The 15385-nt window shown below is 39.8% G+C and carries 13 protein-coding genes; all 13 read right to left on the reverse strand.

Annotated features, from left to right (window positions below; translation table 11 throughout):
• Nucleotides 1-2: 2 nt before the first annotated feature.
• Nucleotides 3-767 carry a class I SAM-dependent methyltransferase gene (locus BLP50_RS04600; RefSeq protein ID WP_090151751.1) on the reverse strand — a complete coding sequence of 255 codons (765 nt, stop codon included), beginning with the start codon at nt 765-767 and terminating at the stop codon, nt 3-5.
• Nucleotides 768-809: 42 nt separating this feature from the next.
• Nucleotides 810-1430, reverse strand: a complete 621-nt coding sequence (locus BLP50_RS04605) for a class I SAM-dependent DNA methyltransferase (RefSeq protein ID WP_090151754.1) — start codon at nt 1428-1430, stop codon at nt 810-812.
• Between the two features lie 176 nt (nt 1431-1606).
• On the reverse strand, nt 1607-4177 hold the full coding sequence (locus BLP50_RS04610) for a translation factor GTPase family protein (protein ID WP_090151756.1): 2571 nt from the start codon (nt 4175-4177) through the stop codon (nt 1607-1609).
• Between the two features lie 108 nt (nt 4178-4285).
• Complete coding sequence (locus BLP50_RS04615; protein ID WP_090151759.1) at nt 4286-4744, reverse strand: GNAT family N-acetyltransferase; 459 nt, start codon at nt 4742-4744, stop codon at nt 4286-4288.
• A 138-nt stretch (nt 4745-4882) separates the two neighbouring features.
• Nucleotides 4883-5659, reverse strand: a complete 777-nt coding sequence (locus tag BLP50_RS04620; protein ID WP_090151762.1) for a DeoR/GlpR family DNA-binding transcription regulator — start codon at nt 5657-5659, stop codon at nt 4883-4885.
• 53 nt (nt 5660-5712) lie between these two features.
• Entirely contained in the window at nt 5713-6453 is a 741-nt protein-coding gene (locus tag BLP50_RS04625) for a class II aldolase/adducin family protein (RefSeq protein WP_090151765.1), read from the reverse strand.
• A gap of 256 nt (nt 6454-6709) precedes the next feature.
• A complete protein-coding gene (gene tsaA / locus BLP50_RS04635) occupies nt 6710-7390 on the reverse strand; it encodes a tRNA (N6-threonylcarbamoyladenosine(37)-N6)-methyltransferase TrmO (protein WP_176753683.1) in 681 nt (226 codons plus the stop codon).
• Between the two features lie 112 nt (nt 7391-7502).
• Nucleotides 7503-8027 (reverse strand): adenine phosphoribosyltransferase, encoded by a 525-nt coding sequence (locus BLP50_RS04640; RefSeq protein ID WP_090151774.1) that lies wholly within the window; start codon nt 8025-8027, stop codon nt 7503-7505.
• A gap of 244 nt (nt 8028-8271) precedes the next feature.
• A complete protein-coding gene (locus tag BLP50_RS04645) occupies nt 8272-9681 on the reverse strand; it encodes a flagellin N-terminal helical domain-containing protein (RefSeq protein ID WP_090151777.1) in 1410 nt (469 codons plus the stop codon).
• A gap of 403 nt (nt 9682-10084) precedes the next feature.
• Complete coding sequence (locus tag BLP50_RS04650; protein WP_090151779.1) at nt 10085-11434, reverse strand: MATE family efflux transporter; 1350 nt, start codon at nt 11432-11434, stop codon at nt 10085-10087.
• Nucleotides 11435-11687: 253 nt separating this feature from the next.
• The gene (locus BLP50_RS04655) at nt 11688-13073 is read right to left on the reverse strand and encodes a flagellin N-terminal helical domain-containing protein (protein WP_090151782.1); all 1386 of its coding nucleotides are present in this window, start codon (nt 13071-13073) and stop codon (nt 11688-11690) included.
• 733 nt (nt 13074-13806) lie between these two features.
• Nucleotides 13807-14610 carry a metal ABC transporter permease gene (locus BLP50_RS04660; RefSeq protein WP_090151785.1) on the reverse strand — a complete coding sequence of 268 codons (804 nt, stop codon included), beginning with the start codon at nt 14608-14610 and terminating at the stop codon, nt 13807-13809.
• Nucleotides 14600-15364: a metal ABC transporter ATP-binding protein gene (locus BLP50_RS04665; RefSeq protein WP_090151788.1), complete on the reverse strand. Its 765-nt coding sequence runs from the start codon at nt 15362-15364 to the stop codon at nt 14600-14602. Before BLP50_RS04665 ends, BLP50_RS04660 begins: the two co-directional genes overlap by 11 nt.
• Nucleotides 15365-15385 lie beyond the last annotated feature (21 nt).

The raw sequence follows: 15385 nt of genomic DNA on the forward strand, positions 1-15385 counted from the left end.
CTTTACTTTTTTCCTATCAAAATTTTGGAGCCTGAAAGCCCCATCCAAGTGGCTTCAGTTTTATTCATAAACATTCCACTTGTAGTATCGATTAGCTTGACCTCTTCGTATCCCATATCTTTAAGCTGCTTAACGAACTCATCCATATTGCCATATTTGCTTTTTGACATGATATCATGAATCACAAAAGTGCCGCCCTTCTTAAGGGTTCTAAAAGTCTCAAGAAGCAATTCATGTCTGTCTTTACTTGGGATATTGTGATATACGTAGTTGCTTGTTACAGCATCAAAACTCTCATCTTCAAATCCTAGCTTGCATGCATTTCCCTGTTCAAATACTATATTCGAAACTCCTTCTGCCAAGGCGTTCTTTTCACATAGTTCTTTGCTAAATGAAGAATATTCCTTCCCCCATCTATCAATTCCTAAGATTGCAGCATTTGGATTTTTCTTAGCGCAGGCGATTGCAAGTGCTCCACTTCCGCAGCCCACATCAAGACACACTCCACCATCAGGGATTTTCACATAGGAAGATACCCCTTCTATAATCTGTCTAGACAGCTGTCTTGAGCCATTATAAGAAAAAGCCTTGTACATCAAATACATCCAAAGCACTGTAAATGCGCATAGTATGGTTACAATCAAAAGAACCTTTCCTATTATTGAATCAAGGCCTACTATGGCTGTAACAACGCCTACCACAGCCGTCGCCGCCAGAGTCCCATATATCATTTCCTTTGGCATCCAATTTTTATAATCAGCACTCATATAGCCTCCATAAGTTTATCAATTAACCAAAACTTTTTCCTATTACTTCTTGGCGATTACAGTAACCCAAGGTTTGCTTTCGTGACGATCCGTCTTTATCTTTGAAAAACCTGCCACTGAAAGTGCACTCTCGATTTCGTTGACAGTGTGACACTTCATTCCATCTACCATCTTCTCATACTTAAGGCTAGCCTGATCATCTCCAGTTGCCTCATTGACAATCATAAATGTTCCGCCTGGTTTTAATGCCTTGTTGACCTCTGAGAAACATTTTTCTAGACCAGGCCAAAAATAAATTGTCTCAAAAGCTGTGGCAAGATCATACTGCTCATCAATATTAAGAGCGGACACATCTCCCTTTTGTACATTGCAACGACCCTTTTTAATCATCTCAGAATTAAACTGCTTTGTCTTTTCAAGAGAAGTCTCAGAATAATCAACAGCAGTAAGCTTTGATGAAGGATACTTTTGCAAGAGCTGATATGCATTTCTTCCGCCTCCACAGCCCACTTCTAGTATCTTCTCAGGCGCAATAGTTGTAAGATGAGCTAATCCCCAATCTGCAACTTTTGCATGACCATTATTCATTCCATCAAGCATCATTCCTCCAAGAAATCCTTGTGGCTTTCTTGTTTGATTCATTATCTTTTTAAAAAGTCCCATATTTCAATTCCTCCCTATTAGGTTTTTTGCTGATTTCATATTACTACTTCCTGTTAGTCTTGTCTAACTCTTTTTCAAAGAAATGGACCAGGGGGACGGGGTTAGTGGACCATTTTCAGTATTTTCAGAAAATGGTCCACTAACCCCGTCCCCCTGGTCCACCTCTACGCGTCCCCCTAGTACATTTCGATATCGTACATATTTCTCAGCTCTACAGCCTTTTGCTCCACTTCTTGGATGAATTCTCTGGAGGAAATAAGTCTTGCTCCTGCACCTCTGATGATAACCTGCTCCAGTCCATCTGAAGTGACAACAGTGATATCGTATTTTTTGCCATGTTCATGGGTAAAGCGCTCAATATAAGCATCTGCAGTCTGAGCCTCTGCAGTAAATACCTGATGGATGTTTAAATAGTCAGAAGCAGTGACCTCGTGCCCCTTTACTCTATAGGCGTCAAATACCGCAATTACGTTATAATCCGTCATAGCCTTATAGTTGCTAAGAATATCAAGAAGCTTTCCTCTGGCTCCATCTAGATTCACATCCAAAACTTCCTTCAGCTCTGGCCATGCGTAAATCAGATTGTATCCATCCACCAATAGATATTTTTCCTTGGCCTTAATCTCCTTTGGCGCCTTGTAAACATAATCCGAGTCAACGCGGCGAACTCTATCTCCATCGCCATAATGCCATCCCTTTTTAGGATTCTTGCCGTGATTACTGTGGGTTGCCATATGAAGTATTTTATCAATTTCATCTGGATCAAGCCATTCATCCACGCCGTGATTCATGCGCTTTGTTGGAATCTCGTCAAAATCCTGCGAGGCATTTTTATCAACCATACATGGCACATGACACTTTTCCTTTACCTCATACCAAGGCACAATATCTCCAGCACCATGGCTGCAAAAAACTGAAGACGCTGGATTGTCTACATCCTCATCAGGATTATATCCGGACGCTTCGATTACCTCAGCCTCATTGTGACAAGCATCATAGCCATCATAAATCAGGGATATTCTTCCCTCACCCTTTGTAAACGTTGCCAGCTGAACCTGATAATTTCTGATAGTGCTAGCTGGCGCGCGACCTACAAGAATAGAAACTCCATCAGCTTCATCGGGAGCATCAAAAGTACCATTCATATTTTGAATGTCGGTCATAACACGGCCAATCATATTCCCTGGCACCGCGATTTCAAATTTGAAATAAGGCTCAAGCACCTTCGTTCCTGCCTCCATCAGCCCCTGCCTGATAGCACGATATGTAGCCTCTCTAAAATCGCCGCCCTCTGTATGTTTGATATGGGCTCTTCCACCAACAATCGTAAATTTAATATCTGTAATAGGAGCTCCAATGGCAACTCCCACATGTTCCTTTTCTAAAATATGAGTCTCTATAAGTCGCTGCCAATTAAGGGCCAGCTCATCTGTAGAAACATTGGCCTCCACCTGAATTCCACTACCCGGCTCAAGTGGCTCCATTAAAATGTGAGCCTCCGCATAATGACGCAGTGGCTCAAAATGACCTACTCCCTCAACTGCTGCTGTAATAGTCTCTTTATAAAGCACACCACATTCTACAAATTCCACCTTGTGAGAAAGCTCGTTTTCAATTCTTTGGGTCAAAATCTCAGTCTGAACCTGCCCCATCAAATTGATTTTAATCTGCTCTAAGCTTGCATCCCAGGTCACATTTAGCGAAGGGTCCTCTTGATTAAGATTCATAAGATTTGGAAATGCCACTCTTGGAATCGTATCATCTAAAAATGAAATCTGATACTGCAAAACCGGAGTAAGGCTAAGCTCTTCTCTGTCATTTTCAACACCAAGTCCCTGACCTGCATATGTCTCCTTTGGCCCTACCAGCGCCACTATATCAAAAGCTTTTGCCTCATCCACCTGCTCATATTTATTGCCAGAATATACTCTAATCTGGTCTACCTTTTCTCCATTTGGAAGTACATCTTTTACCTTAATCGAGCCACTTGTGATTTTAGTAAATGTCAGTCTGCTATCTCTGCCTAGACTTTCTATCTTGTAAACTCTAGCTCCAAAATCCTCTGATTCTCTGGCCTTCATTCTATCCTGATTTTCACTGGCCATAAGAGACATAAATGAAAGCAGCTCATCAACTCCATCATTTTTTAGCGCCGAGCCAAACAATATAGGATAAATTTTTCTAGAATTAAATAGCTCTGCAACAGTGACATCAGAAATACTTCCTGTTTCAAAGTACTCCTCCATGGCCGCTTCACTTTCAGATGAGATGGCTTCCTTGTCTGCAAGGTCTACACAGTTATCAGCCAACTCTGATTTTATATTTGCAATCAAACTATCAGCCCCGGCATTTTCCATATCCATTTTATTAACGAAAATGATTGTTGGAATCTGAAATTTTTTAAGAAGGGAAAACAGTGTTCTAGTATGTGGCTGCACACCATCTGTACCGCTTATAAGAAGGATTGCTCCATCTAGTGCCCAGAGAGCTCGCTCCGTCTCAGTTGCAAAATCCACATGCCCCGGAGTATCAAGAAGTGTCATCTCATTTGCACCATAAGAAAAAACTGCCGGCTTTGAAAAAATAGTAATTCCCCTATTTTTCTCCTGCATATCTGTATCCAAAAAAGCGTCGCCATGGTCTACTCGACCTAGCGACGCAATAGCTTTCGCGTTAAACAAAATCGATTCTGAAAGAGTGGTCTTGCCCGCATCTACATGAGCAAGAATTCCCCAAGTAAAATTCATCCTAGCCTCCAATCACAGATAGTAAGCTTCATCTTAGCCTCCTGTGATTTAAATTTTCTACGAATTATTATAATCTAAATACTCGATTTCACCAACACTTATATAAAATTATATTAGCTCCATCTCAGATGGCATATCCGTAAATCCGTATTTCTCATACAGAGGTCTTCCCATATCAGTAGCCTCGAGAGTTATTTCCTTAATCCCCCTCTTTTTTGCTTCATTTACTAGGATCTCAAGGGTCTTAATAGCTATGCCCTTTCTACGATAATCAGGGTTAGTATACATATTCATGATATATGCCTTCTTGCCTGTTGAATTGTGATATGTAGGCATCACGGTATAAAAGCTCACGCCACCTGCGCCTACAAATTTATCATCATCCATTACTAAAATCGCAACATGACTGTCGTCCGCCAGAGCCTTCTCATAATACACTCTAGACTCCCTCTCCACCTCAGTCATATCAACTGAATCATCTAGCTTATTGGCAGCCCTTAAAACCTCTATCCTAGATGTAGTTAATAAATCAATGTCCTTTAGTGTTGCAATTCTGTAGTCAATCATCGCTGTCCTCCTGTAATGGTGTAATTCTATAAGTTTCGGCTCCCAATTATCCCCTATAAGTACATAATACTTTCAGCCGGATTTAACCACAATTTTACTACACATGTCCATAAGTATCAAAGTATAGTTTTTTAATTGTTAATTAGAATCCGGATATAAAAGGCTCACGCCCTGTTCTTTAAAATACTCAATCCACTGGGCTGAGGGCTGCTCGTCAGTAACTACTACATCAAAATCGTTGATAGAGCATATCTTAGAAAATGCCACCTTGTCAAACTTACTATTATCTACAGCAAGCACCTTTTTGCTGGCACTTCCAAGCATCTTCTGCTTGACCTGGCTAAGCATTTGGTTAGAATCAGTGACGCCCTTTGCCAAATCAATTCCCTTGCAGCTGACAATTGCAACATCTGCGTGGAATGATTCAATAGCCTGTATACACTGTGGTCCAACCAGCGCCAGATAACCTGGTACCAATGCACCCCCAGTAGAAATTACATCACAGTCATCCCTATCAGATAGCTGCAAAAGAATCTCCACCGAATTAGTCAAAATCGTCAAGTTACTTTTCCCCTCGCAGGCCTTGATGACTGACACTCCTGTGGAGCTTGGGTCAACAAAAATATGGTCCCCATCATTAATTAACTCTGCCACAAGCTGGGCTATCTTCTTTTTTCCAGACTTGTTGTTCTGCTGCCTCAATTTAAAAGGCATTTCACTGTCATTGTCTTCATTTAAGATAGCTCCACCGTAGCTTTTGATGGCAAATCCTTCTTTTTCAAGCTTCTCAAGATCTCGGCGAATAGTCTCCTCTGATACTGAAAACTCCCTGGCCAGAGCCGATACTACCACCTTTTTTTCTCTGTTAAGCTTCTCTAGGATAATGTTTTTGCGTTCAATAGAAAGTGCTGCCATATTTTCTCCCCAATAATAAGTATTGATATAATCTATCTGCCAAACCATAAGTATTAATCGCTAAAATCATACTCATAGCCTGGCATCGTCCTATCTATATTAGCAGATGCAGCCTTGTCAAAGCAAACATCTGCAGGATGCTTGCCAGTCATTCCAAACTTTCCACGAATCCTATATAGCTTTTTGATGTTCTCCACACTAAATTCCTGTGGGCCTCCAAGCATTGTGGACTTGTATAAAAGCTCTGCGTAGAACTCTAGCGACTCCATCTTCATATATGCTGCATTCAAATCAGTTGACCAGGTAAGGGCCCCATGATTTTCAAGAAGTACTGCATCATAATAAGGCAAATATTTCTCCAAATTATCCGGAATCTCCATAGTTGATGGTGTGCCGTACTCTGCTATTGGCACGCAGCCAAGAAAAATAACTGCCTCTGGCATAATTGGCTGAGTAAGTGGAATCCCTGCAATGGCAAATGCTGTTCCATACATAGGATGAGCATGGACAACTGAACCCACATCAGGCCTCTTCTCATAGACTCTCATGTGCATCTTAATCTCAGAAGAAGGCTTGAACCCTTCATGGGCCTCAATAACATTTCCCTTCTCATCCACCTTGCAAATGTAATCCGGTGTCATAAATCCCTTAGACACACCAGTTGGAGTGCATAAAAACTCATGGTCATTTAGCTTTACAGAGATATTGCCATCATTGGCTGCCACCATATTTCTGTTGTAAATACGCCTTCCAATCTCACAAATCTGTTCCTTGATTTTCATTTCATCTAACATAATAAATCCTCCCAACACATAAACAATTGATTACAATGGGTCCTTGAGAAAATGTGCAAAAACCACACAAACCCAGATTGCAAAACCACATTATCCCACATCCATAACCTGAGTATATGTTGTATTATGTTGTTTGTCAAGAAGTAACCCACCGAATCTCTCACAAATCCACACCATCTCCAGCAGCATTTTCCCCCAAAAAACACAAAAAGAGACCAGCGCCCCTGACTTCTTCTCAAAGGCTGCTGGCCAACTATTATTTATTAAATTCCACCACATCTGTCACAACTAGCTTGTCCTCCTCGGCGGTAAATACTATGTCGTATCCATGATATAAAAGTCTAAACTCTCGCTCCTTATTCCTGTCGTAGCCGGCTCTTGGATCCTGCGCTAAGACCTGAATAGCCGATTCCCTAATTACCACAGGAAGCTTATTTAGATGCTCCTCTGGAAATACCACCTGTATCTGCTGGCCCTTTGACAGGTCATCAGTAAATCCACCTCTAGCATTCTCGTGGACATCCGCATATGGAATATATGGCTTAATATCGTAAATAGGTGTGCCATCTAGCATATCAACACCACTTACCAAAAGTATAGTACCTAGCTTTTCATCCTGCTCCACTCTAAGTAGCTTTACAGATGAAAGGCCTATGTTATTAGGGCGAAATGGAGAACGGGTAGCAAATACACCCATGTGCTTCTGACCACCAAGTCTAGGGGGTCTTACTGTTGCTCCCTCCAAAGGCTTATTCTTGGAAAAGCCCCAGATTATCCAGAGATAGTCGTAATCAGATATTCCCTCGATATAGTTTGGGTCTCTAAAGTCTGGCTCAAAAATAATCTGCCCCACTTCATCTACAAGTCCACTCTGTCTAGGTATTCCAAACTTTTGTGTAAAGCCAGTTTTTATATGGGCAATCTTTCTTAACTCCATTAACAAACACTCCTCTAATAGCAAAATAGAGTTTCTGCTCAAAACTCCACATATTTAATCCTGCAAAATAAAAAGGGCAGTACTAAAAAGCACTACCCTAAAAAATCTGTAATTATTTTCCCTCGTAAGTAACAACTGAAGCAACGTCATACTTAGCAAGCTTCTCACGTCCATTAAGACCTGCAAGCTCCATAAGGAAGACGATCTTAGAAACCTCGCCGCCAAGCTCCTCGATAAGCTGGCATGCTGCCTCAATAGTACCACCTGTAGCGATAAGATCATCGACTACAACTACCTTCTGACCTGGCTTAATAGCATCCTTGTGCATCTCGATTGTAGCTGTACCGTACTCCAAGTCATATGTCTTCTCGATTGTCTCACATGGAAGCTTGCCCTTCTTGCGAACAAGTACGAAAGGCTTGCCAAGTGCGTAAGCAAGAGGTGCACCAAAGATAAATCCGCGGCTCTCTGCTCCTGCTATAACATCACAATCAACTCCATCAAGAAGCTTAATCATCTCGTCGATAGCGAGCTTGAAGCCCTCTGCATCCTGAAGAATGCTTGTGACATCTCTAAACATAATGCCTGGTTCTGGAAAATCCGGAATAGTTCTTATGTAATCTTCTACTTTTTTCATTTATTTAACTCCTTCTATATGCGACACCTGTATTTCCTCTAGGGATGGTGTCATCATCAGTCGGATAAAAAGATATTATCCTTATCAATTATACGGGTTTTCTTCTATTTAATCAAGTATATTACCCCTTCTAGCCCTACCTACTCCCGCTAAAAAAGGGTCCCCGAAGGGACCCAATTTTTGTGGATAGTACCAGATTTCATCATTGGAAATCTATTTGTACTAATGCGTTTGGCCACGCTAATTACTGAAGAATAGATAATACACCCTGAGTTGCCTGATTTGCCTGAGCGAGCATTGATTGGCCTGCCTGCATAAGAATATTATTCTTACTGTATGTAACCATCTCGTCAGCCATATCTGTATCACGGATACGTGATTCAGCTGCTGTAGTATTCTCTACTACATTGTCGAGGTTGGCAATAGAGTGTTCTAGTCTGTTCTGAATAGCACCGAGTGCGGATCTCTGGGCAGATACCTTAGCTAAGGCATCTGAAATGGCATCAATAGCATAAGTTGCTGCCTTACCAGTATCGTCGGAAACATTCATTCCGTGAATTCCTAAGCTCTTAGCATCCATTGTATCGATTTCAACGCCAATCTTGTTTGTCATATCAGCGTCTGAACCAACATGTAAGTTGAATACAAGAGTATTCTTAGAAATTACATCGCCACGTGTAATGGTGAAGTTAACATATGTTGCACCAATATCTTCTTCTGAAGTAACAGCACGTGTATTAGTTGCACCAATAGAAGATGCTGCTGTAAGCTCTGTTCTTACTCTAAAGTAAGCTGCTGTTGTTGTAATAAGAGTCTTATTATTCTGATCAACACCAGATACTACAGATTCAGAGAATACTGAAACTGAACGGCCATTGAATTCAAGAGTAGATCCCTTGCCAGCTAGCTTACTAATCATTGTTGCCTTGATGCGAGACTGTTCCATATCAGTCTCATTCTCATCGATAGTAAATGATTTACCATCAATTTTAATTACATCACCTGTTTTAAGAGCTGTAATCTTATCGTCAGAAGAACTAGCTGCTGTTGTAATCTTTAATGCTGTCATTGCCTCATTAACACTTTGAGCACCAATTCTATATGTTGTTCCACCAATTGTGTATGAGTCGCCAATTTCAAGCTTTCTCATCTGGAATGTTGCCGTAGTTGTGTTCTGGCTTAAGCTACCAACGAGACCTGCATCATGTGCAGAAACCCTTACGGTTCGATCTCCGTTGCCGCCCTTCAGCAAGTATGTCTCATTAAACTTCGTTGTCTCAGCAACACGATCGATTTCTGTTGTAAGCTGATTAATCTCGTCCTGAATTGAAGAACGATCAGACTCACTGTTTGTACCGTTCGCTGCCTGTACTGCAAGTTCATTCATACGTTGAAGCATTGAGTGTACTTCTGTAAGGGCACCCTCGGCGGTTTGTACTGCCGAAATACCATCTGATGCATTGGTTGAAGCCTGGTCAAGACCTCGAATCTGCTTTCTCATCTTCTCTGAGATTGAAAGCCCTGCTGCATCATCTGCTGCTCTGTTGATTTTAAATCCTGATGAAAGCTTTTCTGTTGACTTTGACTGATCCCCTGTTGTTATTCCTAACATTCTTGAAGCATTAGCTGCCTGCATATTGTGTTGTACTACCATAATTTCTACCTCCTTGTAGATACTCTTGTGATTCCATTCATAAGAGATGCGCTGTGCGCATAACATAATTTTAAAAAGTTACGATGATATGGAATGCTACATACTTTAGGCTTGCATCCGTATCTATATAACAAGTGGTGTGACCAACCACCACTAGCTATCAAGGTGGAAATTATGTAGTATACCTTATTAAATTGTAAAGGTACGAAAAACAGTTACTCTTCCGCGCGATTTTATGAAAAATAACTGCCCAGATGGACAACAAAAACAAAGGTTTACTGCCTCCATCTAATTTAGTTATCGGAAAAGCAACAAAAATCTTTAGTTTCTTAATAAAAAAAATTTGAACCCTATTTATTAGACAATTTTTCTAACACATAGGATTCAATCATTCTCCATTTCATTAATATTGCAATGCTTGTTTCTTGTACCCCAAATATCTCAACCAGGCAGTCAAGCCACTAATGGACCAAACTATTCCAACGGACCACCATATTCCCCATAGTCCGATAGTAGCAAAGCCAGTCAACATTACAGGAACAATGAATCTGCCAATAACCTCCACTATTCCATTTAATAGTGCAAAAAATGCATCTCCTAGACCATTCAACACTCCTCGCACCACATAAATTACTCCAAGCATTATATAAAAGAGGCTTGTGATTTGAAGAGCAGTTGCTCCCATTGCTATTACATCTGCACTTTTAACGAAAATGCTTATAATTGCCGCGCCCAAGAATTGCATTATTGGAAGCATCAATAAAGAAAAAATAGCCATAAGCATAAGACTCTTTTTATAGCCAACTATAATCCTATCAGACTTACCTGCACCATAGTTCTGCCCAGTATATGTTGCCAATGCTGCACCAAGTGTCTGATATGGCAAATGAATAATCTGCTCTATTCTACTAGTTGCGGTAAATGCAGCCACGGCAACACTTCCAAATGAATTAACAACTCGCTGAAGTGCCATACAGGATATTGCAATCAAGGAAAACTGTAATGACAAGGGAAATCCTAATCTAATAATTTTATGGGAAATAAAACTATTAAACTTTAAATCTTCTTTTTTCATATGGAAATATTCATTCTTAGAAATTGCATAAATTAAACAACTCACCCCTGAAATTAGCTGAGAAATTACAGTTGCAACACCTGCTCCAAAAACTCCCATATGAAAAATGCACACAAAAATCCAATCTAAAATTGTATTGAGAATACATGAGAATATCAAAAAATAAAGTGGTGTTTTAGAATCACCAAGAGCTCTCAACATTGCCGAAACATAATTGTACAGAGAAACAAAAATTAACCCAACGCACATAATACTTAAATATGATCTGGAATCTGCCATAATCTCAGCAGGTGTATCAAGAATAATAAGCACAGGATCAATTAAAAAATATGCAATTATACCAACCATTAGCGGAAAAACGAACATGATATAGCCTGTGTTAGAAATGCTGATTCTAACTTCATCATCATCTCCCTTTCCAAACGCCTGAGAGGTAATGATGCCCCCACCATTTCCAAATCCATTGCAAAGAGCAAAGAATAAAAATGTGACTGAACCTGTTACGCCAATAGCTGCCAAAGCCTGTGGCCCCACAAACTGACCTACTATAATTGAATCTACCAGATTATATAGCTGCTGAAAAAGATTACCAATGAGCATTGGAATAGAAAACTTTATTATCAAAGAAACCGGATTACCCTCGGTCATATTAAGCACTGAAGAATTCTGTTCTTTCATCGTCCCACCCTAGAAAATACATTATATATTAGCAACACTATGCCTTATAAAATATATTATGAACCAATCATTTATATATATCAAGCTCAATTAAATTATGCACTAATAAATTTGCAAATATGCTCTTCTATATCCTATTACACAAAAAAGGGACCCCCATCCCTGGGAGTCCCTAATTTACTAGTATTTAACTAGTCTGCGCGAAACAATTAATTTGGACTGTTAAGCTATGCTTAACTCAATCAATGTTTGATTATCCAAGAATTGATAATACGCCCTGTGTTGACTGGTTAGCCTGTGCAAGCATTGCCTGACCTGCCTGCTGAAGAATATTATTCTTGCTGTAGTTAACCATTTCATCAGCCATATCTGTATCACGGATACGAGATTCAGATGCATTTGTATTCTCAACTACGTTGTCTACGTTAGCGATTGTATGCTCTAATCTGTTCTGGATAGCACCAAGTGCAGATCTCTGTGCAGATACCTTAGAAACAGCGTCTGCGATAGCATCGATAGCGTATGTAGCTGCCTTACCTGTATCATCAGATACATTAAGTCCTGCAAGACCAAGGTTCTTAGCATCCATTGTCTCAATCTTAACACCAATCTTGTTTGTCATATCAGCATCAGAACCAACATGAAGATTGAAGTTAAGGTCATTCTTTGTGTTTACATAACCACGGTTGATAGTGAAGTTAGCATATGTAGCTCCAGCTGCAGGATCTGTGTATGAAACAGTTGCTCTGTTATCGATTGCACCGATTGAAGATGCAGCAACGAGCTCTGTCTTAACCTTAGCATAAGCTGCTGTAGCCTTGATAAGAGTCTTGTTGTTGTCATCAACACCAGCTGTTGTTGACTCAGAGAATACAGTTACGCTCTTGCCGTTGAATTCGATTGTAGAACCTGCGCCTGCAAGTTTATCAATCTTACCCTTTGTAATCTGTGCCTGATCCATATCAGTCTTGCCAGCGATTGTGAATGACTTGCCATCGATTGTGATAACATCACCATTAGAAAGCTTGCCATCTGTAGCCTTAAGAGCTGTTCTAGCTGCTGATACATCAGCTGCACCGATTTCGTACTTTGTACCACCGATTGTGTAAGTATCACCAACATTGAGAGCCTTCATCTGGAATGTTCCCTTTGTTGTGTTCTGTGATAATGAACCTACAAGACCAGCGTCATGAGCTGCTACGTAGCTCTTCTTTGTTCCGTTAGAACCCTTAAGTAAGTATGTCTCGTTGAACTTTGTTGTCTCAGCAACACGATCGATTTCTGTTGTAAGCTGATTAATTTCGTCCTGGATTGAAGAACGATCAGACTCACTGTTTGTTCCGTTTGCTGCCTGTACTGCAAGCTCGTTCATTCTCTGAAGCATTGAGTGAACTTCTGTTAAAGCACCTTCAGCTGTCTGCACTGCAGATACACCATCCTGTGCGTTTGTAGAAGCCTGATCAAGACCTCTGATCTGCTTACGCATCTTCTCTGAAATTGAAAGACCAGCTGCATCATCTGCTGCACGGTTAATCTTGTAACCTGAAGCTAATTTCTCAGTTGACTTTGACTGATTTCCTGCTGTGATGTTGAGCATTCTTGAAGCATTGCTTGCTTGCATGTTGTGTTGTACTACCATAAATTCTACCTCCTTGTAGATACTCCCTAGAATCCTTTCTTGGGAGAAGTGCCTCTGCACTTAATTGTTAATAATTGCTAATTTATAATCAACACAGTACTCGCGCGACATACTGTAAATGATTATCACTTACTATGAGTGGCCCATTGCCAATGCAATCTGTATTGGTCATCTCTCCATGAATTGTTATTAAGTTAATTCTTCGCATGAAAAAATTCTATTGCGATTACAATAGATAAATAGAAAACAAATTTGATTATTCCGATCCTTAACATCCTTGTCCTGGTAACGAAACCTATATGATATTGTGATGTAACTTTCGAGATAATGAAATCCTTTTCATTTATCTAATGTGTATATCGGTCATCTGAGAAATTACTTAACCCCTTTTTAGAAATTTTTTTAAAAAATTTATTTCACTCTAAAGCGGGTCTAAATACATCTCTTCTGCCCTTACAAAAAATATATCGGATGATCTCTTTTATAACTTAACCCCTTTTTTTAAAAAATTTTTTACATTAAAATGGGTGTTAAAACAAGGTGTCATCCTTAAGTGTAGATGTATTATATCACGTTTTTTTCTCTGTGCACGTTTTTCACTAAAAAAACATAAATTGCATTCAATTATCTGATTTTTACACAATATTTTAACTTTCGTATATTATTTGGCATTCATTTCCATAAAAATCCCCAGGCTCTAAATCAGAGTCTGGGGATTACTATTTATCTTCAATTATCTATCCTTACCATATATATATGTAGCAAAATAAATAACGCTTGCTATGATTACAATCATAGGACCTGTAGCCATATCTGTAAAATAAGAAACAAACAATCCTACTATTCCAGAGAAGAGGCTAAATATAATAGAAAAATAAGTATACTCTCTAAAGTTCTCCGAGATATTTCTACTGCTGGCTGCAGGAAGAATTAAAAGTGCATTAATAAGAAGTATGCCCACCCACTTGATAGATAACATAACAAGAAGGGCTATCAATACAGCAAAAGCATCCTCCATCACTCTAACTGAAATACTGCGGCTCTTAGCAAGTGTGGCATGAATACTAATAGCTGTCAGCCTATTAATGCTAAAGCACCAGAAAACTAAAATAACAGCAAATAACACAATAAGCTGAATAATCTCGCTTCCGGTGATTGATAAAATATCGCCCACTAATATAGCTGAGTAATTGCTGAAGCTACCGCCCCTTGATAATATTGCAAGACCAAGTGCTGTAGCACAGCTGGCAAATACAGAAATCAATGTATCTGAAGAGCTAAGTCCTTTTCTAGAAATATAATTAAGAAGCAAGGCAAAACAGATACCAAATATAATCATGGAAACTGTAGTGTTACCTATTCCCATAATTACTCCTGCTGCAATACCAGTAAGAGCCGAATGTCCAAGGGCATCACTAAAATATGCCATCCTCTTTTGCACTATCATGGTACCAACTGTTCCAAAGAGCGGTGAAATCAAAAGAATAGCTATAGTAGCTCGAATCATGAAGGTATAACTAAACATCTCACTGAACATCTGTCTTCACCTCCACTTCTCCTACTGCGCCCTTACCAAATACTGATTTAAAGGCATCAGTCTCATACACAAGCTTTGGTCTGCCTGCTGCAGTCACAGTCTTATCAATCAGGATAACATTGTCCGCATATTTATATACGTAGTCAAGATCATGGCTCACAAGAATAATAGCCAAGTCATGTGTCTCCTTTAAGTACTGCATCTTTTCATAGAATGCATCCATACCATTTTTATCGATACCAGATACTGGCTCATCTAATAATAGAAGGTTTGGTGTATCATGGACAGCCATAGCAAGAAGAACTCTCTGAAGCTGTCCGCCAGAAAGAGTACCTACAGGCTGGTCTATAAGCTCTGCCACATCAAATTCTGCAAGAGCCTCTCTCACATGCTCGTGTTCCTTCTTATTAGAAAATAAAATAGGTAATTTTCCTGTAAATGACTGGAACAAATCATACACACTAAGTGGTGTAGTTCTATCTATATTAATAGTCTGTGGAACATAGCCTATCTTAAGTCCCTGCATGTTGTTGTTCATTTTATTCTTGAACTGAATCTCTCCTGTATATGGAACCTCTCCAAGGATAGCTCTTACAAGAGTAGATTTACCAGCGCCATTGCGCCCAATGATAGCGGTCATCTGGCCACAATGAACATGGAGGTTGATGCCAGACAGCACCTGCTGGTCGCCAAAGGCAACGCCCAAGTCTATGAACTTAATACAGTGAAATCCACATGGAATAATTTTCTTCATACTATAATCTTTCTCACATTA

Source organism: Pseudobutyrivibrio sp. AR14, assembly GCF_900101325.1.
In the GTDB taxonomy this organism is placed as follows: domain Bacteria; phylum Bacillota; class Clostridia; order Lachnospirales; family Lachnospiraceae; genus Pseudobutyrivibrio.